This is a genomic window from Oricola cellulosilytica (genome assembly GCF_019966575.1).
In the GTDB taxonomy this organism is placed as follows: domain Bacteria; phylum Pseudomonadota; class Alphaproteobacteria; order Rhizobiales; family Rhizobiaceae; genus Oricola; species Oricola cellulosilytica.
Map to the genome: position 1 here is coordinate 356,090 of NZ_JAINFK010000004.1, position 24,825 is coordinate 380,914.

Genomic DNA, 24,825 nt, shown 5'->3' on the forward strand with positions numbered 1-24,825 from the left:
ATCATGCATCGAGAGATACAGGGAGGGTAAGGCAACGGTCAAGTGGGCGGGTAGAGCGAGCCGGCCGATCCGGGTTCCTGGGTCAGAGCATTTGAGTACCGCTGACAGTTCGGGCATTCTTGCGGGTGTCGTGAGCGAAGGGGTAGCGATGGCCGACTTCTCGGAATTTGCCAGGAACGAACGGAGCGGATGGGCAGATGGCGAAATCGCCGATGCCTACAACGCCCGCTTCGGCGCATTGGCGGACGAGGCCGCAGGCGAACTCCTGGATATGACGGATGTCGGTCACGGAACCGCGGTATTGGATCTGTGCTGCGGCGGCGGAGGTTTGTCGGCCGCGGCGCTCATTCGTGGAGCGCAGGTAACCGGCATCGATTTTTCACCACACATGATTGCGGAGGCACGCCTGCGCGCACCGGAGGCTCGGTTGTTGGAGGGTGACGCGCAATCGCTTCCGATCGATGCACACGCCTTTGACGTCGTACTCAGCAATTTCGGCATTCAGCACACCCCCGACCACGACAAGGCCTACGCCGAGGTGTTTCGAGTGCTCCGCCCCGGCGGATCATTTGCGATGACGTGCTGGGATGCGCGAACTCCGGAAGGAGCCTTTGGACTGATGATGCAGATCGTAAGGAAGAACGCGGATTTTTCGCAGCCACCGCCGTCTCAGCCGGGATTATTCCATTTTGCAGACCGGGGCACCGCAGAGCAATCGTTGGCGAAGCACGGTCTCCGGCTGCAGGACCATCGTATTTTGCAACTCCGATGGCGTCTCCGTGCCCCGGAAGAGTTCTTTGAAAATTTCGCCTTGGGAACGGTCGGCGTGCGGATGCTCATTGCCAGCCAGCCGGAGGAGGCAAAAGAACGGATTTCAAGAGCGGCGGTGCGAGAGGTTGAAACTCGTTTCGCCACAGGCGATGGCTTCGAAGTCCCTGTCCCCGCAGCCGCGATCGTTGCGCGAAAATCATAGTGGCGCGCGCCTTCCGCAAGGCGGGTGAAGGATTCCGGGACGTTGATAAGTTTTTTGCCCGGTTCTCTCTAACCCGTTGGCCTGCCTGGCTATTATATTTTTCCGCAAAAAACTTATCAACACCTCCCGGGCGTGGCGTATCCTTGGTGCTGTCTCTCGCAGGAAGCCTGGGTGCACACCGGCACAAAGGGAGAGGCCGGCGCCTGACGGGGCGGGGAGAGGTCCCTGCCTGGGTGATGAGCCCCCACGTCGGGCCGGAAGAAGGTTTGCGGTGTTGGAGCGACCCCGTAAAGCGGCTTGCCGCTGACGACAGTGACGCCGGCGTACCGCCGGTGACATGGGAAGCTCCTCAATCCCCGCCCGGCCAAGAGGTTCCGTCGCTTGCGGACCGAAGGTTTAACCGCCGGGGCAGTCGGGACGAGCGATCTCCCAGCGCCAATGCAGGCCCGAACCGGAAGAACGCCGAAGGGGCGGTCGGAAGATCGCATTACTACAATAGACGAAGCGATCCCCCGACCGCCCGTCTTCCTGATCTTTGACACAACCCGGCTTCAAGGACGAAGCGCGGTGACGGAGATGCGTGCCCGATGTTGAAGACCTCCCCCGCAGCCAACTCCAAACTCGTCATCCTCGGGCTTGACCCGAGGATCCACGGCTCAATGGCGCCGTTTATCCATGGATCCTCGGGTCAAGCCCGAGGATGACGAGGGGAGTACAGGGCACAGTACCCTTCGTCGCTCCCACGGCGTGGGGGAGAGGTGTCCCCTCGGGTTCTTGCCTTCGGCAAGCCCAAGAACAGGCTGTGGGACGGAGAGGGGGCCGTGGCGGGGCACAAACACCCGGCAAGTCTCCGCCCCCTCACCCGACCTTCAGCGCCTCGTCCTTGGTCTTGTGATCCGGCTCGACATGGATGACGACGCGTGCGCCTGGGATTTCGTCGCGCAGCCCGTCCTCGATGCGGTCGCAGATGGCGTGCGACTCCTCGACGGTCATCGCGCCGTCGACGACGAGGTGGAACTCGATGAAGGTCGCCGGCCCGGCCGTCCGGGTGCGAATGTCGTGCACCTCGATGGCGCCGCCGGCATTCGCCAGGATCGCGGCGCGCATCCGCGCCTCCTCCTCGCCGGTCGCGGCGCGGTCCATCAGTCCGCCGATAGAATCCGAGATCACCCGCCAGCCTTCGCGGACGATGTTGACGGCGACCACTATCGCCAGCACCGGATCGAGCCACAACCAGCCGGTGAGAAGCGCCAGCACCAGGCCGGCGAGCACGCCCGCGGACGTCACCACGTCGGCCATGATGTGCCTTCCGTCGGCGGCGAGCGCCGGGGAGCGAAGGGCACGCCCCGCCCGGATCAGAACCATTGCCAGCACCCCATTGACGATCGCCGCCACGAGGTTGAGGCCGAGACCGAGGCCCGGCTCGGAAATCGCGATATTGCCGGTGACGAGCGCTACCGTCGCCTCGCGCAGAATCAACAGCGCGGCGATGACGATCATTACGCCCTCGACCACGGCCGACATGTACTCCGCCTTGTGGTGGCCGAAGGGATGGCCGCGATCGGCCGGCTTGTGGGCATAGCGGACGGCGATGAAGGCCGCCGTCGCCGCAACCACGTTGACGATCGATTCCAGCGCGTCGGAGAAAAGCGCCACCGAGCCCGTCAGCCGCCAGGCGGCGAATTTCATCGCCAGAACGGCGACCGCCACGCCGATCGAGGCGATGGCGAGGCGCTGGACCAGTGCAGCGCGCTTGCGCTCCGGCATCAGGCGGCCGCGTCCCGGTCCTGGCGCGCTCTGCCTGCAGTCAGGTGCGCGACCACGTTCTCGATCATCCGCATTCCGGCGTTCTGCCCGAGCGTCATGATCGATTCGGGGTGGAACTGGACGGCCGCCACCGGCTCGCTGCGATGCTCGATCCCCATAACGACGCCGTCCTCGGTCTCCGCAGTGACGATGAAATCGTCCGGAAGCCGCGACGGATCGGCGAAAATCGAATGATACCGCCCGACCGTGACGCTGCTCGGCAGACCGGAAAACACCTTGCCGGGATGGTTGATGCGGATACGCGACGGTTTGCCGTGCATCGGCAATCCAAGCTGGCGCAGATTGCCGCCATAGGCTTCCGTCAGCGCCTGCAAGCCGAGACAGACCCCGAACATCGGAAGATTGCGCTCGCGCGCCTTGCGCACCGTCTCCTTGCAGTCGAAATCCGACGGGTTGCCCGGGCCGGGCGAAAGAACCACCAGATCGGGCTGATAGTCGTCCAGAACCGATTCGGGTACCGGCGTTCGGATCGTGCGCACCTCGGCGCCGGTCTGCCGGAAATAGTTGGCGAGGGTGTGGACGAAACTGTCCTCGTGGTCGACCAGCAGGATCTTCACTCCCGTCCCGACCTTCGCCGTTTCGCGGCCTTGGGCACCCTCGTTGCGCTTCCCGGCATCGCGAATGGCCGCCAGCATCGCCGACGCCTTGAGTTCGGTCTCGGCTTCCTCGTCTTCGGGAATGGAGTCGAACAGCAGCGTCGCCCCGGCGCGAACGGAGGCTATTCCGTTTCGGATATGGATCGTTCGCAGCGTCAGCCCGGTGTTCATGTCTCCGTCGAACTTCACCATGCCGATCGCGCCGCCGTACCAGGCGCGCGGGCTTCTTTCGTTGTTCTCGATGAACCGCATCGCCCACAGCTTCGGCGCGCCGGTCACGGTGACTGCCCATGCATGGCTGAGAAACCCGTCGAAGGCGTCCATGCCATCGCGCAGCCGCCCCTCGACATGATCGACCGTGTGGATGAGGCGCGAATACATCTCGATCTGCCGCCGGCCGATGACCCGGACGGTGCCGGGCTCGCAGACGCGGCTTTTGTCGTTGCGGTCGACATCGGAGCACATCGTCAGCTCGGATTCGTCCTTCTTCGAGTTGAGGAGCTTGAGGATCTGTTCGGAGTCCGAGATCGCGTCCTCGCCACGCTGAATGGTGCCGGAGATCGGGCATGTCTCGATCCGGAGGCCGGTCACACGCACGAACATTTCCGGCGACGCGCCGACCAGGAATTCGTTGCGGCACAGATTCATGAAAAACGAATAGGGCGCCGGATTCGTCTCCTTGAGCCGCCGCGAAATGGCGGACGGCATCGATTGGCATCGCTCGTGAAAGACCTGCCCAGGGACCACCTCGAACAGGTCGCCCCGTGCGAAGCTCTCTTTCGCCTTGGTCACCAGCTTCGCATATTCGCCGGGCTCGTGGTCGCAGCGTTGTGGCGTTGTGCCGCTGCGTTCGAAAGGCTGGGGTGCGACCGTACCGTCCAGTCCTTCCGTGGACAATTCTCCGTCGGAGAATTCGTAGCGGTCGATCCACGCCTTTGCCGCGTGATTGTCGACCACCAGTATCTCATCGGGGAAAAACAGCGCCAGGTCACGCTGGGCCGGATCGCGATCGAGCTTCTGATCGATCGGATCGAACTGGAAGGCGATGTCGTATCCGAACGCTCCGTAAAGAGCGAGATCGCTATCCTCCTCGCAATGGAAATGGTCGACAATGGCGCGGAGCGCCGAAAAGACGCTCGGCGCCCGTGTGCGATCCTCCTCCAGGATGATGCCTCCCGCATCGGCGATCCGGACTTTCAGGCGGTCCTTTCGGCTCTCGATAACGTTCACGTGGTCGGCATTGGCCAGCGCCTTCTCGATCATTTTGAGGATCGGCTCTCCGCGCTCGCTCAGCGCCTCGATCGTCAGGTCCCGCTGATGCGCCGAAATGAGAACCGGCGGATTGGCGATAGCGGTGTCCCAACGCGTATAACGGCCCGGATACTCGTAATTGGACGACAGGATCACACCCGGCTGGGTGTCGAGCAGATCAGTGTAGTCGGAAATGGCCGTGCGATAGTCGGCCTCGCGCCGAAACCGGCGCACGCTCACGCCGCCTCGGGTCGTATAAGCCAGGTCCGGTTCCACCCCGTTAGGGTCCGTCTCTTGATTGGTCGAGTTCATTTGTTCTTTCCCCGGTCGGCCCCGGACAGCAAAAAACCGCCAAGGCATTCGATTGCGCTTTGGCGGTTCGGCATTGCTGGCATGCAGACGTGGCTCGGGACCGCCTAGGAGCGGCGCCACCACCATGTTGTCTGGATGTTCATCTCTTCCGTCATCGGCTGGAAAATAGTCGGAACCGGGGTGTGGCGCAATCCGAAATCTGCCTCCGCGGCCCGAAAGCATCACCATAACTGAGCTGCGGCGGAGCTTTTTGGCCGCCCGATCGTTAGCAGCACATGAAGAACACCACCCGCACGCTCCTCTGCTTCACCACCTGCCTGGTCGCCACCGGCCTTTCGCTGACGACCCTGCAGGCTTCGCAATCCCCCATCGAGCCCGGTCAGGTCAACGATGCGACCTATGATGGCGGCCCGCTTCCGGACGGCCAGAGCCCGCTGACCGCAAAGGTCCAGATCTTGCTGGATCGCGCGGCGGTATCGCCCGGAGTCATTGACGGATACGGGGGAGAAAGTGTCGAGAAGGCCATCCGCGCGTTCGAGACGATAAACGGCCTGCCGGTCGACGGAACGATGGACGAGGAAGTCTGGTCCGCACTCCAGGCAAACACCGGCGATACAATCGTCAGCTACACGATCACGGAAGAGGACCTCACCGACATTGTCGAGCCCTTGCCTGAGGATTACGCCGAGCTGGCCGAGCTCGATTGGCTCGGCTACACGCAGGTTGATGAAAAGCTCGCCGAGCGCTTCCACATGGATGTGGAGTTTCTGCACGCGCTTAACCCCGGTGCGGATTTCGCAAGCCCCGGCGCGCAGATCTGGGTGGCCGATCCCGGGGAGGACGCGGAGGTCGATGTGGCCCGCATCGTCGCGGACAAGTCTCTGTCGCGCCTTCTCGTCTACGACAGCGCGGACAAGCTTGTGCTGAGCTATCCCGTCACCATCGGCAGCGAGCAAACGCCGTCACCAAGCGGTACGCATGAGGTGGTCGCCGTAGCGATCGAGCCGACGTACTCCTACAATCCAGACAAGAACTTCCAGCAGGGCGACAACGACGAACCGCTGACCTTGCCACCTGGCCCGAACGGACCGGTTGGACTCGTCTGGATCGATCTTTCCAAGCCGACTTACGGCCTGCACGGCACCCCGGAGCCCGCAGAGATCGGCAAGACGAGTTCGCACGGTTGCGTCCGGATGACCAATTGGGATGCGTCCGAGCTGGCGCATCTGGTGAGCAGCGGGATTGAGGTCTCCTTCGAGGACTAGCTGTGCAAATCCGCATCCTCGGAAGCATATTCGCTGTGCTCGGTCTCGTTGCGGCTGCCGATCTGCCGGACGATGTGCCTGTGCCGGAAACCGCGCCGCGGGAAAAGGCGGAACAAATGCCCGAATCCCAGCCGCCGCAGAAGAAAAAGGTAGAGCCGCAGCACAGGCCCGCGGACGAGCTCAAGGCGATCGAACCATTGGATGATGCTGATGTTGCGGCGACCGCGAACCCAGCACCGCCTCCGCCTAATGAGGCCGCTCTTGCGATCTGCGAATCCGAATTGAAGGCGCTCGGCGTGAAGTTCAAGCGGCGGGACGCGATCGATGGACCAGGCCCTTGCGGGTTGTCCGCGACCTATGCGATTTCAACGGTCGCAGAGGATGTCGAGATTAGCCCGACAACGGAGATGACCTGCGCCGCAGCTCGCGCGACCGCAGAATGGGTCAACAAGGCGGTCATTCCTTCAGTGGAGGCCTTGGGCGAAAGCGTCAGGCTGAAACGCATTCGCCACGCCTCGACCTATGTCTGCCGAACCCGTAATGGCCAGCCCGGCGCGAAGATATCCGAGCACGCGCGTGGCTCGGCAATCGATATTTCAGTATTCGAATTCGCGGGACGAGATCCCATCCCCGTCGAGCCGCGCGCCGGCAAGGGTACGATCGAGGAAGCCTTCCAGCGGGCGGTTCGCGGCAGCGCCTGTCTCTACTTCACGACCGTGCTGGGGCCGGGGTCGGACGCCTACCACGACGACCACCTGCATCTCGATCTGGCGGAACGCAATCGTGCCTACCGGCTCTGCCAGTAGCCACATCTGCGGTTTAAAACAGACCTTCGATAAAACCCTCGTCGTTGAGTCGGATCTTTTCGGATGATGGCGTTCTCGGCAGGCCCGGCATCGTCATGATCTCCCCGCAGATTGCCACAATGAACCCCGCCCCGGCGGAAAGGCGGACCTCGCGCACTGGAACGGCATGCCCGGTCGGCGCTCCGCGAAGGTTGGGATCAGTGGAGAACGAGTACTGTGTCTTCGCCATGCAGACAGGTAGATGGCCGTAGCCAGCAGCTTCCCAGGCATGCAGTTGATCGCGCACGCTCTTGTCAGCGATCGCTTCGGAACCGCGGTAGATGCGTTGCACGATGGTGTTGATCTTGTCGAAGAGTTTCATTTCGTCGGGATAGAGGGGCGAAAACTGCGCCGAACCCGACTCCGCGATCTTCACAACTTTTTCCGCCAGATCCTCGATACCCGCAGAACCGTTCGCCCAATGCTTGCAAAGCACGGCTTCCGAACCTTGGGAGGCGACGAAATCCTTCATCGCCTGGATTTCGACCTCCGTGTCAGTTGTGAAGTGGTTTATGGCCACGACAGCCGGGACGCCGAACTGTTTCACGTTCTCGATGTGACGACCGAGATTGGCACAACCCCTGTTGACCGCGTCGACATTTTCCTTGCCGAGATCCTCCTTATTGACTCCACCATTCATTTTCATGGCGCGCACAGTTGCGACGATGACAACGGCTGCCGGCTTCAGGCCGGCCTTGCGGCATTTGATATTGAAGAATTTCTCCGCTCCGAGATCCGCACCGAATCCCGCTTCGGTGACGACATAGTCGGCTATTTTCAGAGCGGTCGTCGTCGCCGCCACTGAATTGCAACCATGGGCGATATTGGCGAACGGCCCCCCGTGAACGAAGGCGGGATTGTTTTCCAGCGTCTGAACGAGGTTCGGCTGCATAGCGTCCTTGAGAAGGACGGTCATAGCACCGTCAGCCTTGATGTCACGGCAGTAGACAGGTGACTTGTCGCGGCGATACCCGACGATAATGTCGCCCAGGCGTTTCTCCAAATCCTTCAGGTCAGTCGCAAGACACAGGATGGCCATGACCTCCGAAGCCACGGTGATATCGAACCCTCCTTGGCGCGGGAAACCGTTTGCAACGCCGCCTAGCGAGCATACGATTTCACGCAGGGCCCGGTCGTTCATGTCCATCACCCGGCGCCACGCGACACGGCGAGTATCGATGCCCAGCTCATTGCCCCAATAGATGTGGTTGTCGATCATCGCCGAGAGCAGATTATGGGCGGCGGTAATCGCGTGAAAGTCACCGGTAAAATGCAGGTTCATGTCCTCCATCGGAACAACCTGCGCCATGCCGCCCCCGGCCGCGCCCCCCTTCATGCCGAAGTTCGGGCCGAGCGAGGCTTCACGGATGCAGACCGCGGCCTTCTTCCCGATGCGATTCAGCCCATCGCCGAGGCCGACCGTGGTCGTCGTTTTTCCCTCGCCCGCCGGCGTCGGATTGATTGCGGTCACAAGAACCAGTTTCCCGTTCGGGCGGCCCTGAACCGACCTTATGAAGTCTGCTGAAACCTTCGCCTTGTCGTGGCCGTAGGGCAGCAGATCCTCTGACGGGATGCCCAGCTTGGCGCCAATTTCAAGGATTGGCATCTTCGACGCCGCGCGCGCAATCTCGATATCGGATTTGTACTCGGCCATGGTGTTCCCCGTGATGTGCCGGGCTCGGCAACACACGCCTCCCTCGGACGTGCGCGCGTATAGAGCGCAGGTTCGCCTCTCTTCGGCAATCTTGATTTGGCCGTCCAATGCGCCGATTGCGACAATCGTCGCCGCGTCACCGCTCGAGCACGTCGCGTATTTCGACCAGATTCGATCGCACCCGCAGCAGATCGAAACCGATCGATTCGAGATGCGATTTGATGAGACTCGATGCACTGCCATTGGCCACGAACGGCGGCCTGACCAGAAGCGCGTCCCGGAATTGTTCGTCGACACGGTTCCAGATGGCGTTCAGGTTCCGCTGACCGACCACATCGCGGAAATCGCTGCGAGCGGCAGCGAGCACGCCGTAGTAGCCATAGAGCTGGCCGTACGTGAACCAGAAGCGGTCATCGGCGCGCCGGTCGAATCCTGAGAAATTGCTCTGTTCCATGCGGCGTTGCAGGATCTCCGAGGTCGAGCCGATGTCCGCCGTTACCCGGTCGAGGAACTGCAGCAGATTGTCGGAACGCGCGTCGAAGTCGGCCTTGCATCCCTCCAGCTCCCGGTTGAAGGCCAGCAGGCTTTCGCGGGCATCGCGCAGCCGCGCCGGCGTGGACGGCTGGAGGAATGGCGGGCTGAACGTGAAGATCCATGCGTTCTCCCGGTAATTGGCCGCTTCGCGCGCTTCCTGCAAATTCTGGTTGATCGACGATGTGCCGCGAACGCGGCCAAGCCGATCCACCAGCTCCACCGCCGTCCGGCGCACGACCTGGTTCACCCCCAACTGAAACGCCGCCTTGTTGTCGAAGAACGGTGTGTCCTTCCATTCGATGAAAAACAGGAACCCGGCCTTGGAAAGAGGGTTGGACGGGACCCACGTGTTCTGGTTCACATTCTGGTCGATCAGGTCGGCCGAAATCTGCACCATCGCGGAGGGCCGGCAAGTCCCATCGTCCTTCGGTGAACCGGCGGCGCCGTACTCCGTCTCGAAAGCGTATTGTTCCGGATAGTCCCGATCGCCGATTGACCAGAATTGGGTGATGTAGACCAGATACGCATAGGACGCGACGATCGCAATCAGGATCAGGAAGACCGGGATCTTGATGAACCAGCCGCGCCCGCGCAGCCAATTGCGAAACGCCAGGAAGGGCCATATCAACCATGATACAAACGTTCCGATCGCCCGTCCGATCACCTCGAAAAGGCGTGTGAAGAAGTTGATGATCGGATCGAGCATGGCGGTCGTCCCCAAGGTGAATCAGAGGTCGGAAATCAAAGACCGTAAAGCCGTTTTCGGAAAGCGGCCTTGTCAGTGAGATAGGTTTTTTTCAGGGTCTCCACAACGTGATGGCGAAATGCGTCGCCGTATCCGTTGTAGTCGTTGTAGAACTCCTGCTTGTTGAAAACGTATCGCGAAACGAAATCGCTCGGCACGTATTCGGTGATAAGCCGGTTCACCAGCCACGCATCCTTGTGATCGGGACACGCGCGCGCCAGCAGGAAACGAAACTGCTCGGGCGCCTCCGCCGGGTCGGCCCGCCCGGAGCGGGCGAGCTCCCGTCTCATCGCATTAAGAAAGGGATACGTCTCGTCCTTGGCGATCAGCGTCGCGTGCCGGTGAATCCATGTCTGCAGCCAGACGGCGTCCATGCGGCTGAGATCGGCATCGGGCTCGGCCTCGCGCAGCAGGCCGCGGATCGCCATTTCGGAACGATGTTCAAGAAAACCGGAAGATTCCAGCCATGAGGCCCGTGGCGGATCGAGCCGTCCCGTTTCCGAAAGAAAGCGGAACACCCGCGCCGTGTCTCGGATCGACAGGTAGCTCACCTGCCACGGGCGCGACCGTCTGAATCCCGGCGCTTCGGGATCGCCGATAACCGTCGTCATCCGTTCGTCTACGAAAACGTAGCAGCCGCCGAAATGGCTGGTCCAGAAAGCATCGTGCCGGAACACGACCTGGTCGGGAACCAGCGAGTTCTCCCTGATATCGCCGGCGATATTGGCAAGCGCGACCATCCGTTCGAGCATGGCGTCGTCGCGCCATGCTTCCGGTTCGCTTTTCAGGCGGTCGACAATCGTGCGCAACTCCGCCGCCTTGCCCAGCACGTCCTCGGCCGTAAGTACCTGGAACTCCACCTGCTCGATCGACAGCAGATCCTCGATGTCCTCCACAACCGAAATATTGTCTTCGATCTCGCCGTAGATGACGTCCTTGATCGTTAGCGCGTTGATCGCGCGGATGTTCGCCTTGAAGAACTCGAACATGAGTGCGTCGGTGTTGGAGAACCGTGTGTGAACCACGGGAAGCGTGGATTGCGCGGGCGTCAGGATGATGAAGCGCCTGTTGACCCCGGCGGGGTCGAGGTAGTCCGGATCGTCCAGTTCGTCGGCGATTTGCGGCGAGAACCCTGTCTTGTCGATCTCGAAGGATTCCAGTGCTGTTGGCTGCAGGCCGAAGGCCTGGAGGGCTTTGTTGTAACGCTCGACGAGATGCGGCTGGCTGACCGCCAGCAAACGGCCGTAGATCAGTTCATTGTCGTAAAGGCGCTTCACTCATGGTTCTCCGCGTCGGCAGTGACTGGATGCCCGGGGCTCAAAAGCGAGGCCCTAGCCATCACCCCACAGTCCCTTCTCCTTCAAAGCGCCGATTTCCCTCACCGCCCTGTTGCGCAGCCGCTCGTTGCGAATGATGGTCTCGACGGCAGCCGCATCGGACTTGTCGGTGTAGCGGAACTCGGAATCGGCATAGCGGTTGATCTCCTGCATCACGATGCCCATCGAGAACGGACTACGCAGTTCCTCGATCATTGCTTTCTTGCCGTCGTAGGGCTTGCGCATGAAGGCGTCTGGCGTCTCGAACCATTCGTCCGGAAGATCGATATCCATCGCGCGCATCTTGATGGCGTCCGTGATGTTCTTGATCGCCCGGCCGGTAAAGCGCGGCTCGGCAAGCTTGACGCGGTGAAGATAGGCGCCCACATCGGCCATCGTCTTTGGTTCGCCACGCTCCTCCATGAAGCGCTCGTAGACAGCGAGCAGGCCGTCTTCCTGCGGCCTGTCGTGGCCCTCGTAAGCTGCCGCCACGGCCTTCCGGATTGCTTGCGCTTCGTAGAGATCGTGATCGCCGAGAGGAATCGAATGGTTCTTGCCGGCCAGAAGCACGAAGATGTCGATGTAATCTGCTTCCGTTTGCGGCCCGTCGACCAGCCACCGGGCGCCCGCCCGCTGGCGCAACGCATCGTCCACATTCTCCGGATAGTTCGAGAACATTCCGAAGGTGCAGTTGCCGCGCACGACCGTCGTCGCGCCGGCGAAACTCTCCATCAGGACACCTGTCACCTCGTGTTGGCCGGCGGAAGCCCGATCATCGGAGCGCTTGGCGGCAACCTGGTCGATATCGTCGATCGTTCCGAACCCGATCGCTCTCGGATTGAGGACTGTGTTAACGAACTCCTTGCAGTTCTGGCCCGACTTGCCCTGATAGGACGAGATCTGATCGACCCCGAAATTCTCGTAGTGGAAAGGATAGCCCGCTACTTCGCAATAGTCGTTGATTAGCCCCGCGATCATCTGGATGAGGATCGTTTTACCGGTGCCGGGGGCGCCGTCGCCGATAAAGGTGAAGAGGAACCCGCCGAGTTCGACGAATGGATTCATCTGCCGGTCAAAATCATAGGCGACGAGCATCTTGGCGAGCTTCGTTGCCTGGTATTTGGCGATGTGGTTGCCGATAATCTCATTCGGCTTCTTGAACTGCATCGCCAACGGCTTGCGCCGTTGGCCGGGCGTGACGTCGAAACCGTTGATTGTGAAATCGTCCGCCTCGATGCGGATATGGCTGTCCTCGAACGAGCCGAGACCCGTGAAACGCGCGCGCCGTCCAAGCAGGCCGTCCACGGAAATACGTGCAAAGGCCTTGGCACGCTGAAGCATGGCAGCCTCGTCCGGCACGCCGTCGATCGCATCTGCGAGCCCGGCGATGATCGACTTCAGCGCATCCTGCGGCGTATCGAACAGGAGGTCCGGCTCGTTGGGGTCGCTGCCCGGCTCAGTGTCGCTGTCAAGCATCTGCAGCAGGTATGCAGACAGCGTGAAGGCCGCGATATAGGCCCCCGCGCTGATGAGCGTCTTAAAGCGTACCGCGTCGTCGCCTGCGAGCGGCGCAGATCGGTTGCGCGACTGCAAGGACTCCAGTTCGGTCTGGCGCGCAAACAGATCGCTGACGGCGAGCGCGATCGCGATGCCGCGCCGCGCGCGGTAGAGCAGATTGTGTTGAGCCGGCGAAAGCATGGCTTCGTCCGGCCGGATGGAGGCAATTTGTCTGCCGAGTTCGATCTCCCGGGTCCGTCGCACGCCGCCGGTGGAGACCGTCGACACGAAGCGTCTGCCAGTGCCGGCGAGCGTCGTGTCCGACTTTCCGGTCGAATCCTCCATCACGATGATGCGCGTGACGAAAGACTGCGCCGTGGCCCGGTGTTTGACGATGGCTTCCTCGTCGATGCGCGTCAGACCGATATCCATTGAATCGCGTTCCCCTGAAACAGGTCCGGCTCAGACATCCGAAATTACCCGCCCGCCGGAAATGATATGGGTCTGGTAACCTGCGAACACACTCCGCGTTTCGCCCGAGGCATACAATGCCTGGTAGGCCTCGTGCGGAACGAGCGCGTGGTTCTCATAGTGCGATACGCCCATGCGCGCCGCGTCCAGTTCGCCGGTTTCGATGTGAAATTCCTCGCGCGCCGGTTCCGACGACCAAAGGCCCTTGCGCGCCGGCCTTTCGGACTTCGAATAGATATCCTGGATAGTCCAGGTCAAAAGCCAGGCATTGGCCGGGTTCCCGACCTTGGCGAGAATCGAGTTCACCCGGTCGTTGTGCTCGGTGATGCCCGCCGAATAGAACGGCCCGAGCACGAGTCGGCGCAGTTGCTTCGGGTGGAGCGTCTCGAAGTCCTTGTCCATGTTCGTCGCGATGGTTGATGGCGACAGAGAATACGCCGAATTGCGTTCCACGAATGCGTCGAACTGGCGGGCAAGCTTCGGATTGAGCAACCCGCCCACCGGCAGCGGTATATCTACGCTCTCGTTCAGCTTTCCGTCCGGCGTAACCAGTAGATCGACGAGATCGGGAGACGAGTCCTCGACGACCACCGTATAGACTAGGGGCAGGTTCGACGCGCCGTCGAACGCGCCCCAATGCGTGAGATAGTAGGGCCGCCTGGTCTTGGGGTTGACCGACACCTTGATGGTCTCGGGCAGGATCAACGGCGAGAAGACGTGACCTTCCTGAACCGCCTCGAGATAGAGCCGCTCGGCCATCGAACGCTGCAGGTCGCGCGGAAAGGCCTTGTGGCGCAAAATGAAGTCGGCCATCTCGGCGCGCAGGACATCGGGCTGCGGGATTTCCGCCAGTCGCGCCTTCGCGGTTCGCCGGTCGCTTTCCAGTTCGAGCACATTCTGAAAGACCGGAAATCCGCTATCGGCGCGCGATATGCGGAATGCCGACGCGTGGTCGAGGTGATGTCGCCAGCATTCGAAGGATGTGGCCAGACGCTCAATGTAGTCGACCACAATCTGGGCAACGAGGCCATGCTGGTAGAATGGCGAGGAATTGTCGCGGAGATAGACATCGAGTCCGGCAAGCGCCGCGCGAATTGATGCGAAATAGCGATCGACCGGGGCCGTCCTTGCCGCATCCGTTTTCACCGCCTATCGCCCTCGCCTCTCCGCTCGCCCGCGCTCACGGGCGTACATAGTTGGCGGCGTCGTGCTTCTTCATCACCTCATCAAAACGGCGCGCGAAGGCGTCGTCAGCAAGTTTTTTCCTGCGCTGGATGTCCTGGGTCGCGACCATGTTCTTCTCGTGCATTTCAAGGAGGTCGCCAATGTGCTTCTGCGCCGCTGCGCCGATGCCCGCCATCGTTGTTTCGGCGGCGGTGTCCACTTGGCTGCCCAGTGTGTTGATCTTGTGCGCGACGTCTTGCTGTGCCGCTGTTTTCAGCGAGTCCTCCAGCGACTTATAGAGAACGATGCGCTGCTCGGTATCGATTGTCAGTTTGTTGATCAACGTGTTCTGGGCCGCCATCTGGTTGTTCAGCGAATCCACGAACGTCTGGAACATTGAGGTGTACCGCTCAAGTGTCTGGCTTTCGGCGAGCAGTTCCTGCTCCTTGGCCTGTTGCTCATTGTATTCGGTGGCGAGTTTCGAACGCTCGCCCTCCAGTTCCGTGCGGTCTTTCTGGTTGGTGGACGCTGCAATCTGGTTCTCCAGGTCGAGCAGCATCGGATTAAGTTCCTCGATCCGTTTCTGCGTCGTTTCCAGCCGCCCCATCGTGTCCTTCCTGCGTTCAATCACCGTGCGGAGGCTGTCTTCGGAAGTCTTGTAGCGGCTATCGAGCACGTCCTTCTGGTTTTTCAAAATGCCGACAATCGTGTCCGACTTGGCAAGCAGTTCCTGCAGATTGCCGGCAAGAGACATGTTCCTGACCCGATCAGAGCGCATTCGTCGCATCCGCTGTTTGGAGAACAGGCCGATGAACTTCTCGATGCTCGAATAGGACTTCATGCTTTCGAACTCGGCACCGAATACATTGGTCGCGTCCTCCAGTCCTATAATCAGGTCGGCGATGTTGCCCTCCATCACCTTCTGCTGGCGGAGAACGTCCTGAATACGCGCGTTCTCGATATCGAAGTCTGCCTCGCCGATCGTCTCGTCATCCATAGCAAACCTGTCGAGCACCACGCCGGACTGATCGATCTTCGCGCGCATGTCCTCGACGACCTGCCTGGTCTTTTCGATCTCGGCGTCAAAATTCTGCAACGTCGCCATGAAAAAGCCCTCTCATATTGGACCGCGCCCGATCGCGAGACCTTTAGCGATATAGACGCTGCGGAGCGGGTTTTGAAGGCAGCCGGATGAAGCATCGCAATTGACAAGCAGGCCATCTTGCAAAAGGTCCGACCGGCACACACATAAATCTGAGACTTGCGTGCGGAATCCGCGCGGGAGCAAATTGTCATTGTAGCCCGATCGGGATTGCCGCTTGTAGCGCAAGACTGGAGGCAACTATGGCTAAAATTGAAACCCACAACTGGAACTTTCTGGCGACCCACCGCTCCTGGGAGGATATTGCATCTGCGCTTCTGGGCGTCGCGGTGCTGCTGGCGCCGATCGCGATCGACGTCACTGGCAGCACCTTGGCACTCACTTCCGCAGGCGTCACCGGTGTGTTGATAATTGCCCTCGCGATGCTGGAGAACGTTAGCTGGCGCCGCTGGGAGGAAGTGCTTGAGATGCTGGCCGGTGCGTGGTTGATCGCGTCGCCATTTGTTTTCGGATATGGCGGTGTCGAGGCCAGTTTCCACATGCTTGCCGGCGCGCTGGTCGTGTTGCTCGGCGCACTGGAATACTGGCAGGACCGCAACCGGGCGGCTTGAAGACGAACTTTACGGCTGGCCGCGGTGACCCGGCCAGCCGGATCGGGGTGGCTGTGCTGCTACCTCGCCGCAAATCCGATGAAATCCTCGGCACGCACGCGGCCCATTTCCTCTTCCCAGTGCTTTCGGCAGAGCGAGACATAGGCTTCCTTGCCGATTGCCACCTGGTCGCCCTCGCGCGCCACCTTGCCGTCCGGTGTGATGCGCACGACCATCGTCGCCTTGCGTCCACATCGGCAGATGGTGCGCACCTCTCGCAGTTCGTCTGCAAGCGCAAGCAAAGCCCGGGAACCGGTAAAGAGACTGCCTTGGAAATCGGTGCGCAGCCCGTAACACATCACCGGAATATCGAGCCGGTCAGTGACCCGCGCCAGTTGCCACACCTGTTCTTCCAGCAGGAACTGCGACTCGTCGACAAAGACGCAATGCGTTGTCCTGGAGCGGTGGTGTTCCGCAATCCGGTCGAAAAGATCGTCCCCCTCGCGGAACATCTCCGCGTCTGCCTCCAGCCCGATGCGCGAAGAGATGTATCCCCTGTCGCTCGCTTTGCGGTAATGGCCGGCAACGAAAAGCATCGTGTGCATGCCGCGCTCGCGATAGTTGTGCGAGGCTTGCAACAGCATCGTCGTCTTGCCTGCATTCATCGTCGCATAGTGAAAGTAGAGTTTGGCCATTGCGAGTTCGCGCGTTGCGCCTTTCAGCAATTCGTTTTCGATGACATAAACGCTGCATTGGTGTGCGGCCATCGGGGGCAGGTCCGCATCAACAGACAATCATCGACTGGAACCGCATTAAGTGCCTGAACCAAAAAACGTCATACGCGAAACCGACGATGATGCGATACGGTTGGCGCGCTCCCTTCTCGCCACCGCCCGCCACGGCGCGCTCGCGGTGACGGTGTCGGACAGCGGATTTCCCGGCGCAAGCCGCGTAGCCCTCGCGACCGATTGCGATGGCACTCCGCTCATTCTTGTTTCATCACTGTCATGGCATACCGCGGCCTTGACCACAGATTCCCGGTGTTCCCTGCTGGTCGGCGAGCCCGGCAACGGCGACCCTCTGGCACATCCACGGGTCACGGTTTTTGCGCGGGCAAAGCGGGTCGAGCCTGGGACTGCGGAGAGCGAACGCGCAAGGCGCCGCTATCTCGCACGCCAGCCGAAAGCGTCGCTCTACGCTGATTTCGGCGATTTCTCGTTCTTCCGGCTGGAAATCGAAAGCGCCAAACTGAATGGTGGTTTCGGCAAGGCATACGAACTGACTTTGGACGATCTCGCCCTTCGAGGTGACGTGTTCGGCGTCGCCGAAATGGAAGAGAGCGCCGTCGCGCACATGAACGAAGATCATGGCGACACGATTGCTCTCTACGCCGAAGTTCTCGGCAAGGCCGGACCTGGAAAGTGGCATATCGCCACGCTTGACAGCGAAGGCATGGATCTTGTCGATCGGGACCGAACGTGCCGCGTCTGGTATCCGGCGCCGCTCTCTTCAGGCACCGAAATGCGCCGAGTGCTCGCGGAAATGGCGGCGAAGGCGCGCTCGGAAGCCGGGATCGGCAAATGAGAACACTGTCCGAGCGCCACGAAACCTTCAGAAATCTGCATGGCACGGGCTGCTTCATCATTCCCAATCCCTGGGACATTGGCTCTGCCAAGGTCATGGCGGCGCTTGGGGCAAAGGCGCTCGCGACCACCAGCGCGGGGTTCGCGTTCACGCTCGGACGTCCGGACATGGGCCATGTCAGTCGCGACGAAGCACTTGCCCATGCCGAGGCGCTTGTAGCCGCTACGGCCCTGCCCGTCTCGGGAGATTTCGAGAACGGTTTTGCCGACGATCCGGACGGCGTCGCCAGAACGATTCGTCTTGCGTCCGAGGCAGGGTTGTCGGGCTGTTCGATCGAAGACACGATGATGACGGGAGGCAATCCGGCCTACCCCTTCGATCTGTCTGTCGAGCGGGTGCGCGCGGCTGCCGCCATGGCACGCTCGCTGGGCAGACCGTTCGTGTTCTGCGCGCGCGCCGACGGCGTGATGAACGGCGTCTATGATGTCGAGGAAGCGATCCGCCGGATTCGTGCGTTCGAGGAAGCCGGCGCAGACCTCCTCTACGTGCCTCTTCCACCGGACATGGAGAGCCTTGAACAAATTGTTGCCAGTGTTTCGGCACCGATCAACGCCCTTGCGGCGGGCCCGTTCTCGAAATACAGGCTTGCAGACTTCGAAAAGGCCGGTGTGAGACGCGTAAGTGTGGGCTCGGCGATCGCGCGCGCGACACAAAAGACCCTCGTCGAGGCGACGGCAGCCATTCTCGAGCTTGGTGATTTTTCACCACTCACAACTGCGGCTTCGGGAGCCACAATTGACGCCATGCTGACGGCCGGCTCCGGTGCGGATGACTGACCGATTTCCCATTCCAATCGACGACCCCAGCGATCCCCGCGTCGAGCCCTATCGGGACATACGGGAGCGCGATCTGGTCAAGCGGCACGGCATGTTCATTGCAGAAGGCAGAACCGTTCTGCAGGTTCTCGTCGCACAGAACCGCTTTCCGGTCCGGTCTGCACTAATTCTGGAAAATCGGCTCTCAGGGGTATGGGGCCTCCTGCAAGAGCTTCCCCTCGAGGTCCCCGTCTATGTCGCGACGCAACAGGTTATGGATGCGGTTGCCGGCTTTCATATTCACCGCGGCATACTCGCCATTGGCGCAATTCCGACAACCATCAACCCCCTGCAGACCGTACCTGCTCAATGGCGCACCATTCTCGTGCTCGCGGGGATTTCAAACCACGACAATATGGGCGCTATCTTCCGCAATGCCGCAGCCTTCGGCGTCGACGGCGTGCTTCTTGATGGCGAATGCTGCGACCCGCTCTACCGCAAGGCACTCCGTGTGTCGGTTGGCGGCGTCCTCAAGGTGCCGTTTCACCAATTCTCGAAATTCACAGATATTATTGGCCTTCTGGAAGGAAACCGAATTTCGATCGCGGCTCTCTCCCCCTCCGGAAGCGAGGAAATTGCTCACTGGACTCCTGAAGAACGCCAGGCGTTGGTCCTCGGATCCGAGGGACACGGGCTGGACCAGCGCTGGCTGGAGAAGCTTCGCACGTTGCGCATTGCGATGGACGATGGCTTCGACAGCGTGAACGTTGCAACTGCCGGCGCTTTGGCTCTTTATCGCATCAGGTCGCTGCGAACTTGATTTACGCGCTCTGCTGCGTGGCCGCTTTGCGCTGCAATTCTCTAATGCGCTCGGCAAGACTGACCACGTCTGTTGCCGGAGAGCCATCATCCTTTTCGAGAATGCTTTCGATCGGCGATTTCGGACCCTCGATACGCGCGGCCATAGCGACAACCTCGGCTGCAAGTTGATGGAGTTTCTCGCGCAGCACGGCATCCCCTGCATCCGGCTGCTTTTCAGACTTTACCCGCTTCAGTTCAAGGTTAAGGCGATCGCGTTCCTCGCGAAGCGTTGCAATCTCGGAGGCCTGCGCCTCGGCGTCCTTTCGGGCTGCCGCCAGGAAACGCTCAGGATCGTCATCGCCAATCACAGACATCAGACTATTGATATGCAGCGTCATATCCCCTGCCTCTTTTTCGAGATCCCGCCGCTCGTTTTCGATGGCCTGCATTCGCTCTTCCATCTCTCGCAGATCGCCCTCGGCAATCGCCTGCCGCTCTTCGGACCTGCTGAGTTGCTTCTCCCGCCGTTCAACGGTCGCCTCGAGATCGGATTTCACGTGAATGAACTCTTCGATCCGCTCTTCAAGCGTGGCAACCTTCTTGCGCTCGGCACGGAGCATTTCGGCAGTCGCTTTAGCCTCCGCACGCAGGGAGCGTACCTGTTGCTGGAATTCTTTCCGCGCCGCCTTCAGTTCGGCAAGATTGGCTGCAAGCCCGTCGATCTTTGCATCCCGTTCGGAAATGTCCTCCCGCGCATCCGCTATTCGTCCCGACAACAGTTCGATTTCGCTTTGCGCCCGTTCCAACGCAGAGGAACGCATTTCCAGTTCGCTGCGCGTTGATTCCAGCGCAATCGTTGTTTGCGAAAGTTCGGTGGTTCGTTCGTCAAGACGTTCGGATGTTTCTTCAAGCTCGCTTTCGAGTTTGGCCCCCCGGGCCAGACTGTCGGCCAGGCTTTGCTCGAGGGCATCGATCTCGCCGGCCTTGTCGGCGACATTCACCATTAAGCGCGCGTTCTTGTCCTGAATCGCGTCGAGACGCATGGTCAGTCGCCGCTCTGCCATCGCGTGCTCGGCGCGCAGCGCATCCTTTTCGGCGTTGAGTTCGTTGATGGAGAGCGGCAACGCACTCTCGATGCGCTTTCTAGTAAGAAACACTGCGCGCCGCCAAATGGCTGGCGCGATCATCAGACCAAACAGCGCAGCAGCCAGAAAGCCAAGCGCGAAGATAAGTGCCGTTTCAATCAAGGCCGATTTCCCGGTGCGTCCATGTTCTTAGCATCTCGCACGGATGCCGCGAACATTCCAGTGCACCGGAAAGGAACGCTGGTCGCAGACCCTGGTTCCTAAAAGGGATTCCACGTTGGCATCGGTGTTACCTTCAGATACCCGATCGACACGCCAAGCCGAGCGCCCACCCCGGTGCGCACGGGCACCAGCAGCACGTTGCCGCGCCGCAAAACGTTGAACCCGAGACCGGCAACGATATAGGCCGAGCCCGCAACGCCGCCATAGCGCCCATGCAATGACCCCACGCTTTCGAGATTGTAGACCAGCATCATCGTTCGCGCTCCGTCGGCGCCAAAGTCCCAACCGACGGACGGTCCCTGCCAGAAAACCGTGTGGTCGCCAGCGTTCTTCGTATACAGCATGCCTTCGCCGTAAGTCAGGCCGCCAACAAACGCGCCGCTGCCTTCCTGGCCGAGCACATAGCCGTTAGGCAGGCCGTACTCGGCGAATATTTTTTCGACAACGGAGGCCAGGCCCCCCGATGTCGCTCCGAAGAAATTGTGGCCGGCGTCGATTATTTCCTGCACGTTGTAAGCTTCGCTGGCCTGGGCGCGGGCCTTCATGGGCGTCGCCGCTGCGATCAGGAAGACCAGAAAAGTCACCACCGCAAACGTAATTTTAGGGACAGGGACGGCACACGCCGCCGAATTGTGAGGTCTGGTCATGACGGTTCCTTCCCGCTCTCCAATCAGCGCATTTGCGTAACACCGTCTTCGCTTGCGGCCATCATCCTGTCCTGCCACGTCCATTTCGGATTCTCTGGCAAGTCTGAAGCATTACGCGCATCGAGTTTACGCACTGTTAAGGCGCCAGTTGGGAAAAGCCGGCGGTCTGTCCACCGCCTCTCGCGTAGCCTCCTTGTTCCCGCTGAAACGGCAATGCTATTCGTTAAGCGCAAATCTATCGAGTCCCGCTCTGCGGGAAACCGGAGCCCGAAACATGACCTCGATCTTTAACCTATCTCCGACGGACCTCGCGTCACTTCTGTGCAGCCGTGTGTGCCATGACATTATTTCCCCCGTCGGAGCGATCAACAACGGGCTCGAGCTTCTGGACGAAGGCGGCGCCGACGAGGCAGCCATGGATCTGATACGTACCAGCGCGCGCAATGCATCGGCGCGGTTGCAGTTTGCGCGCATTGCCTTCGGCGCGGCAGGCTCCGCAGGCGTTCAGATCGACACCGGCGACGCAGAAACGGTCGCCAGGGAATACATCCGCGGCGAGAAGCCGGAACTTAGCTGGTCAGGCGAGCGGGCCTACTTGCCGAAGAACAAAGTGAAGCTCTTGCTGAATCTGATCTTGGTTGCGAACGGATCCATACCGCGCGGCGGTACCCTCGACGTCGCCTTGAAAGACCCGAACGGAACGCCGTCATTCACGGTGAGCGTAACCGGTAAGATGCTGCGGGTGCCGCCGAAGTTTCAGGAATTGTACGATGGAGCAATCTCCGGATCGGTGGCGGAGGAGCCGATCGATGCGCACGGTGTCCAGCATTACTATACGCTGCTTCTAGCCAAAGAATCCGGAATGAAACTCGACATCGCCTCAGACGACGAAAAGATCGTTTTTACCGCCTCGTGAGTGCTGATGCTTGTTTGGTTAACGAAAGGAGACTGCATTCGTTCAAATCGAGCACACCTGTTTTCGTCTTCTTTCAACGACTGGGGGTATTGTTAGTAGCGTTACTGAGGACGTCCGGGACGAGGACAAGCCTGGAAGAAGGGTATCGAAATGACACGGTGCATGATTGTCGACGGTTCGAGCGTCGTCCGCAAGGTTGCGAAGCGCATCCTCACGGCGCCATTGGAGCACGTTTATGAGGCGGAAACCGGCGTTGCGGCTCTTGCAGCGATCCGCGGCGAGGGCCCCGATCTCGTCATCGTCGACAGCCAGTTGCCGGACATGGATGTGGTCGAATTTGTCACGAAGCTTCGGGCCACCAGCCAAATCAAGCAGCCGGTGATTCTCGTCATGATGACCGAGTTGGACCTGGTGGTGATGATGAAGGCGAAACGTGCCGGGGCGAATGACTACCTGTTGAAGCCGTTTGATCGCGAACAACTCATCCAGCGGGTTCAGGAATTCGGCGAAGCCGCCTGACCTTCCTCGTCGCCAAAGAAAAACCGGACTTCGTCGCGAAGTCCGGTTTTGAGTGCTTTTCGCTAGGGCAGCGTTTGCTGATATCAGGCGCTTTCGGCCATTGAGACTTGGTCCGGCTCGCGCAGCACGTATCCGCGCCCCCAGACGGTCTCGATGTAATTGACGCCGCCCGATGCCGCGTCGAGCTTCTTGCGCAGCTTGCAGATGAAGACGTCGATGATCTTCAACTCCGGTTCGTCCATGCCGCCATACAGGTGGTTCAGGAACATCTCCTTGGTGAGCGTTGTTCCCTTGCGCAGCGAGAGGAGTTCGAGCATCTGGTATTCCTTGCCCGTCAGATGAACCCGCTGGCCACCCACCTCTACCGTCTTTGCGTCAAGATTGACGACGAGATCGCCGGTCGTGATCACGGACTGTGCGTGCCCCTTGGAGCGTCGGACAATCGCATGAATCCTGGCGACCAGTTCGTCCTTATGGAACGGTTTGGTCATGTAATCGTCTGCGCCGAAGCCAAGCCCGCGGACCTTGTCCTCAATCCCGGCCATTCCCGAAAGAATGAGGATCGGCGTTTTGATCTTCGACAACCGCAGGGTACGCAGAACCTCGTAGCCGGACATATCCGGAAGATTCAGGTCAAGCAGGATGATGTCATAGTCATAGAGTTTGCCGAGATCGACACCCTCTTCGCCGAGATCTGTCGAATAGACGTTGAAACTCTCCGACTTCAACATAAGCTCGATGCTCTGGGCGATCGCGCTGTCATCCTCGATGAGCAAAACTCGCATTTCTTTCCCCTTCTTCCGCGCAGCTTTTCCGTCAGGGCCGGTCCTGCGACAGAATCAAATTTGCCCGCTTGTAAGCTGACATGGAATGGTTAACAAAAAATATTCCGGTTCATCAAGGCTTCATTCCTCGTTAATCCATTCCTTTAAATGGCTGAAATCACAAGACATTCAAAAATTGATCAAATGAAGATTTGCATCAAGAGTTCGATGTAAGTGATTCATTGGATTCACCAATTTCACGCCCCGGCAGACGCTTCAGGTTTACCCCGCCTTAAAGGTTACGGCCTATCATTAACGCAGGACGTAAACGAAGTGTTACCAAGCCGGGCTTTAACCGCGGCGCGGGAACCAATCGTTAAGGCGAACCCTGTGTATTGCGATGTTACGACGTGTTGGTGTTTGGAGTTTTGAGTATGAAACCACGGGACAATATGATCCGGCTTCGCCAGTTCAAGGTGGCGGAAAAACACCGTCAGGTCATGCAACTCGAGACCATGATCGCGGAATTCGATCGAATGGCGAGCGAGCTTGACGCCCAGATCACGACGGAAGAAAAGAAGGCGGGCATCAGCGACACGAGCCACTTCGCTTATCCGACCTTCGCCAAGGCCGCGCGGACCCGCCGAGATAATTTGGAAGTCTCGATACGTGATCTGAAGCAGCAAAAGGACAGCGCCGAAACAGAACTGCTCGAGGCTGAAAGCGAGCTGCAGAAAGCAGAACGACTTGAAGTCCGCGAAGCGCGCGGAGCCGAGATCCAGAACGCGCCCGCTCCCCATGGCAAGGCGATGATCGGCTGACGCAACTTCGCTTGCCGTGATCTGCCAACCCCACCTAAGGTGCGCATCATGCGCACTCTCCCAGCGATTCTCCTGGCTCTCGCCGCGTTCGCGCTGGCGCTTGGCGTCAGCCAGCCGCTCTTACGGTTCGAGCATCTCGTTTTCTTCTCACGCACGCCCTCGCTGGCCGAGATAATAAGACAGCTCTGGATCGCCGGCGACGCACTGCTGGCGGTAATTGTCGCGCTTTTCTCGGTTGCCTTTCCGGCGGGGAAAATTCTCGCCGCGCAAGCCTTGTTGGCGGCCAGCGACAGGGCCAGGAGCAAACACATTCGGCGCGCACTGACAATCGTCTCCAAATGGTCAATGACGGATGTTCTTTTGGTCGCCCTTCTGATCTTCGCTGCGAAGACGTCGGGCTTGGCAGATGCATTCACCCAACCCGGCCTGTGGTTTTACGGCCTGTCCGCTGCGGCCGCAGCTGCGGCGACGGCATTATTGCGATGAAAGTACCGGAAATGCGAAACTGA

The 24,825-nt window shown here is 60.1% G+C and carries 23 protein-coding genes; 11 read left to right on the forward strand and 12 right to left on the reverse strand.

The window, feature by feature from the left end:
• Positions 1-148: 148 nt before the first annotated feature.
• Positions 149-973: a class I SAM-dependent methyltransferase gene (locus LC298_RS11755; protein ID WP_131567371.1), complete on the forward strand. Its 825-nt coding sequence runs from the start codon at positions 149-151 to the stop codon at positions 971-973.
• A gap of 858 nt (positions 974-1,831) precedes the next feature.
• Here the strand turns inward: LC298_RS11755 and LC298_RS11760 are convergent.
• The gene (locus tag LC298_RS11760) at positions 1,832-2,740 is read right to left on the reverse strand and encodes a cation diffusion facilitator family transporter (RefSeq protein WP_131567373.1); all 909 of its coding nucleotides are present in this window, start codon (positions 2,738-2,740) and stop codon (positions 1,832-1,834) included.
• Complete coding sequence (locus LC298_RS11765; protein WP_131567375.1) at positions 2,740-4,959, reverse strand: anthranilate synthase; 2,220 nt, start codon at positions 4,957-4,959, stop codon at positions 2,740-2,742. The genes LC298_RS11760 and LC298_RS11765 overlap by 1 nt, the downstream gene beginning before the upstream one ends.
• Before the next feature lie 275 nt (positions 4,960-5,234).
• On the opposite strand from LC298_RS11765, the gene LC298_RS11770 reads away from it, so the two are divergent.
• The gene (locus tag LC298_RS11770) at positions 5,235-6,224 is read left to right on the forward strand and encodes a L,D-transpeptidase family protein (protein ID WP_131567377.1); all 990 of its coding nucleotides are present in this window, start codon (positions 5,235-5,237) and stop codon (positions 6,222-6,224) included.
• A 2-nt stretch (positions 6,225-6,226) separates the two neighbouring features.
• A complete protein-coding gene (locus tag LC298_RS11775) occupies positions 6,227-7,030 on the forward strand; it encodes an extensin-like domain-containing protein (protein WP_131567379.1) in 804 nt (267 codons plus the stop codon).
• A 13-nt stretch (positions 7,031-7,043) separates the two neighbouring features.
• Here the strand turns inward: LC298_RS11775 and LC298_RS11780 are convergent, their stop codons facing one another.
• From LC298_RS11780 to LC298_RS11805, 6 genes are all read right to left on the reverse strand, one after another.
• Positions 7,044-8,723 carry a formate--tetrahydrofolate ligase gene (locus LC298_RS11780; RefSeq protein WP_131567380.1) on the reverse strand — a complete coding sequence of 560 codons (1,680 nt, stop codon included), beginning with the start codon at positions 8,721-8,723 and terminating at the stop codon, positions 7,044-7,046.
• A gap of 136 nt (positions 8,724-8,859) precedes the next feature.
• Complete coding sequence (locus LC298_RS11785; protein ID WP_131567382.1) at positions 8,860-9,963, reverse strand: DUF2333 family protein; 1,104 nt, start codon at positions 9,961-9,963, stop codon at positions 8,860-8,862.
• 35 nt (positions 9,964-9,998) lie between these two features.
• Positions 9,999-11,279, reverse strand: a complete 1,281-nt coding sequence (locus tag LC298_RS11790) for a DUF6638 family protein (RefSeq protein ID WP_131567384.1) — start codon at positions 11,277-11,279, stop codon at positions 9,999-10,001.
• A 54-nt stretch (positions 11,280-11,333) separates the two neighbouring features.
• Complete coding sequence (locus LC298_RS11795; RefSeq protein WP_131567385.1) at positions 11,334-13,247, reverse strand: AAA family ATPase; 1,914 nt, start codon at positions 13,245-13,247, stop codon at positions 11,334-11,336.
• 30 nt (positions 13,248-13,277) lie between these two features.
• The gene (locus tag LC298_RS11800) at positions 13,278-14,432 is read right to left on the reverse strand and encodes a hypothetical protein (RefSeq protein ID WP_131567387.1); all 1,155 of its coding nucleotides are present in this window, start codon (positions 14,430-14,432) and stop codon (positions 13,278-13,280) included.
• 34 nt (positions 14,433-14,466) lie between these two features.
• Positions 14,467-15,555, reverse strand: a complete 1,089-nt coding sequence (locus tag LC298_RS11805) for a hypothetical protein (RefSeq protein ID WP_131567389.1) — start codon at positions 15,553-15,555, stop codon at positions 14,467-14,469.
• A 239-nt stretch (positions 15,556-15,794) separates the two neighbouring features.
• Between LC298_RS11805 and LC298_RS11810 the strand changes: the two genes are divergently transcribed.
• A complete protein-coding gene (locus LC298_RS11810) occupies positions 15,795-16,163 on the forward strand; it encodes an SPW repeat domain-containing protein (protein ID WP_131567390.1) in 369 nt (122 codons plus the stop codon).
• Positions 16,164-16,222: 59 nt separating this feature from the next.
• Here LC298_RS11810 and LC298_RS11815 read toward each other — a convergent pair whose 3' ends face one another.
• The gene (locus LC298_RS11815) at positions 16,223-16,837 is read right to left on the reverse strand and encodes a thymidine kinase (RefSeq protein WP_131567677.1); all 615 of its coding nucleotides are present in this window, start codon (positions 16,835-16,837) and stop codon (positions 16,223-16,225) included.
• 121 nt (positions 16,838-16,958) lie between these two features.
• Here LC298_RS11815 and LC298_RS11820 point away from each other — a divergent pair, with 121 nt between their 5' ends.
• Genes LC298_RS11820 through LC298_RS11830 form a run of 3 tightly spaced genes read left to right on the forward strand, consistent with a single transcriptional unit; the run spans position 16,959 to position 19,361 of the window.
• A complete protein-coding gene (locus LC298_RS11820; RefSeq protein ID WP_131567392.1) occupies positions 16,959-17,726 on the forward strand; it encodes a HugZ family pyridoxamine 5'-phosphate oxidase in 768 nt (255 codons plus the stop codon).
• On the forward strand, positions 17,723-18,562 hold the full coding sequence (locus LC298_RS11825; protein ID WP_131567394.1) for an isocitrate lyase/PEP mutase family protein: 840 nt from the start codon (positions 17,723-17,725) through the stop codon (positions 18,560-18,562). The genes LC298_RS11820 and LC298_RS11825 overlap by 4 nt, the downstream gene beginning before the upstream one ends.
• Entirely contained in the window at positions 18,555-19,361 is an 807-nt protein-coding gene (locus LC298_RS11830; RefSeq protein WP_131567396.1) for a TrmH family RNA methyltransferase, read from the forward strand. The genes LC298_RS11825 and LC298_RS11830 overlap by 8 nt, the downstream gene beginning before the upstream one ends.
• A gap of 1 nt (position 19,362) precedes the next feature.
• Here LC298_RS11830 and LC298_RS11835 read toward each other — a convergent pair whose 3' ends face one another.
• Together LC298_RS11835 and LC298_RS11840 are read right to left on the reverse strand one after the other, a co-directional pair.
• Complete coding sequence (locus tag LC298_RS11835; RefSeq protein ID WP_131567398.1) at positions 19,363-20,589, reverse strand: coiled-coil domain-containing protein; 1,227 nt, start codon at positions 20,587-20,589, stop codon at positions 19,363-19,365.
• Positions 20,590-20,687: 98 nt separating this feature from the next.
• Positions 20,688-21,296, reverse strand: coding sequence for a DUF1134 domain-containing protein (locus tag LC298_RS11840; protein ID WP_131567399.1), 609 nt, complete (start codon positions 21,294-21,296; stop codon positions 20,688-20,690).
• 274 nt (positions 21,297-21,570) lie between these two features.
• Between LC298_RS11840 and chpT the strand changes: the two genes are divergently transcribed.
• The gene (gene chpT, locus LC298_RS11845) at positions 21,571-22,212 is read left to right on the forward strand and encodes a histidine phosphotransferase ChpT (protein ID WP_131567401.1); all 642 of its coding nucleotides are present in this window, start codon (positions 21,571-21,573) and stop codon (positions 22,210-22,212) included.
• A 150-nt stretch (positions 22,213-22,362) separates the two neighbouring features.
• On the forward strand, positions 22,363-22,731 hold the full coding sequence (locus tag LC298_RS11850; RefSeq protein ID WP_223385640.1) for a response regulator: 369 nt from the start codon (positions 22,363-22,365) through the stop codon (positions 22,729-22,731).
• A gap of 83 nt (positions 22,732-22,814) precedes the next feature.
• Here LC298_RS11850 and ctrA read toward each other — a convergent pair whose 3' ends face one another.
• On the reverse strand, positions 22,815-23,516 hold the full coding sequence (gene ctrA / locus LC298_RS11855; protein WP_131567405.1) for a response regulator transcription factor CtrA: 702 nt from the start codon (positions 23,514-23,516) through the stop codon (positions 22,815-22,817).
• A gap of 413 nt (positions 23,517-23,929) precedes the next feature.
• On the opposite strand from ctrA, the gene LC298_RS11860 reads away from it, so the two are divergent.
• Both LC298_RS11860 and LC298_RS11865 read left to right on the forward strand, forming a co-directional pair.
• A complete protein-coding gene (locus LC298_RS11860; protein ID WP_131567407.1) occupies positions 23,930-24,316 on the forward strand; it encodes a flagellar export protein FliJ in 387 nt (128 codons plus the stop codon).
• Between the two features lie 48 nt (positions 24,317-24,364).
• Positions 24,365-24,802, forward strand: a complete 438-nt coding sequence (locus LC298_RS11865) for a paraquat-inducible protein A (RefSeq protein WP_131567409.1) — start codon at positions 24,365-24,367, stop codon at positions 24,800-24,802.
• Positions 24,803-24,825: the final 23 nt, after the last annotated feature.

Coding starts and splice junctions, on each gene's coding strand:
- LC298_RS11780 (WP_131567380.1), bottom strand. CDS start 8,723: ATGGCCGAGTACAAATCCGATATCGAGATTGCGCGCGCGGCGTCGAAG.
- LC298_RS11850 (WP_223385640.1), top strand. CDS start 22,363: ATGACACGGTGCATGATTGTCGACGGTTCGAGCGTCGTCCGCAAGGTT.
- LC298_RS11805 (WP_131567389.1), bottom strand. CDS start 15,555: ATGGCGACGTTGCAGAATTTTGACGCCGAGATCGAAAAGACCAGGCAG.
- LC298_RS11770 (WP_131567377.1), top strand. CDS start 5,235: ATGAAGAACACCACCCGCACGCTCCTCTGCTTCACCACCTGCCTGGTC.
- LC298_RS11755 (WP_131567371.1), top strand. CDS start 149: ATGGCCGACTTCTCGGAATTTGCCAGGAACGAACGGAGCGGATGGGCA.
- LC298_RS11860 (WP_131567407.1), top strand. CDS start 23,930: ATGAAACCACGGGACAATATGATCCGGCTTCGCCAGTTCAAGGTGGCG.
- LC298_RS11830 (WP_131567396.1), top strand. CDS start 18,555: ATGACTGACCGATTTCCCATTCCAATCGACGACCCCAGCGATCCCCGC.
- LC298_RS11825 (WP_131567394.1), top strand. CDS start 17,723: ATGAGAACACTGTCCGAGCGCCACGAAACCTTCAGAAATCTGCATGGC.
- LC298_RS11795 (WP_131567385.1), bottom strand. CDS start 13,247: ATGGATATCGGTCTGACGCGCATCGACGAGGAAGCCATCGTCAAACAC.
- LC298_RS11815 (WP_131567677.1), bottom strand. CDS start 16,837: ATGGCCAAACTCTACTTTCACTATGCGACGATGAATGCAGGCAAGACG.
- LC298_RS11810 (WP_131567390.1), top strand. CDS start 15,795: ATGGCTAAAATTGAAACCCACAACTGGAACTTTCTGGCGACCCACCGC.
- chpT (WP_131567401.1), top strand. CDS start 21,571: ATGACCTCGATCTTTAACCTATCTCCGACGGACCTCGCGTCACTTCTG.
- ctrA (WP_131567405.1), bottom strand. CDS start 23,516: ATGCGAGTTTTGCTCATCGAGGATGACAGCGCGATCGCCCAGAGCATC.
- LC298_RS11765 (WP_131567375.1), bottom strand. CDS start 4,959: ATGAACTCGACCAATCAAGAGACGGACCCTAACGGGGTGGAACCGGAC.
- LC298_RS11840 (WP_131567399.1), bottom strand. CDS start 21,296: ATGACCAGACCTCACAATTCGGCGGCGTGTGCCGTCCCTGTCCCTAAA.
- LC298_RS11760 (WP_131567373.1), bottom strand. CDS start 2,740: ATGCCGGAGCGCAAGCGCGCTGCACTGGTCCAGCGCCTCGCCATCGCC.
- LC298_RS11865 (WP_131567409.1), top strand. CDS start 24,365: ATGCGCACTCTCCCAGCGATTCTCCTGGCTCTCGCCGCGTTCGCGCTG.
- LC298_RS11785 (WP_131567382.1), bottom strand. CDS start 9,963: ATGCTCGATCCGATCATCAACTTCTTCACACGCCTTTTCGAGGTGATC.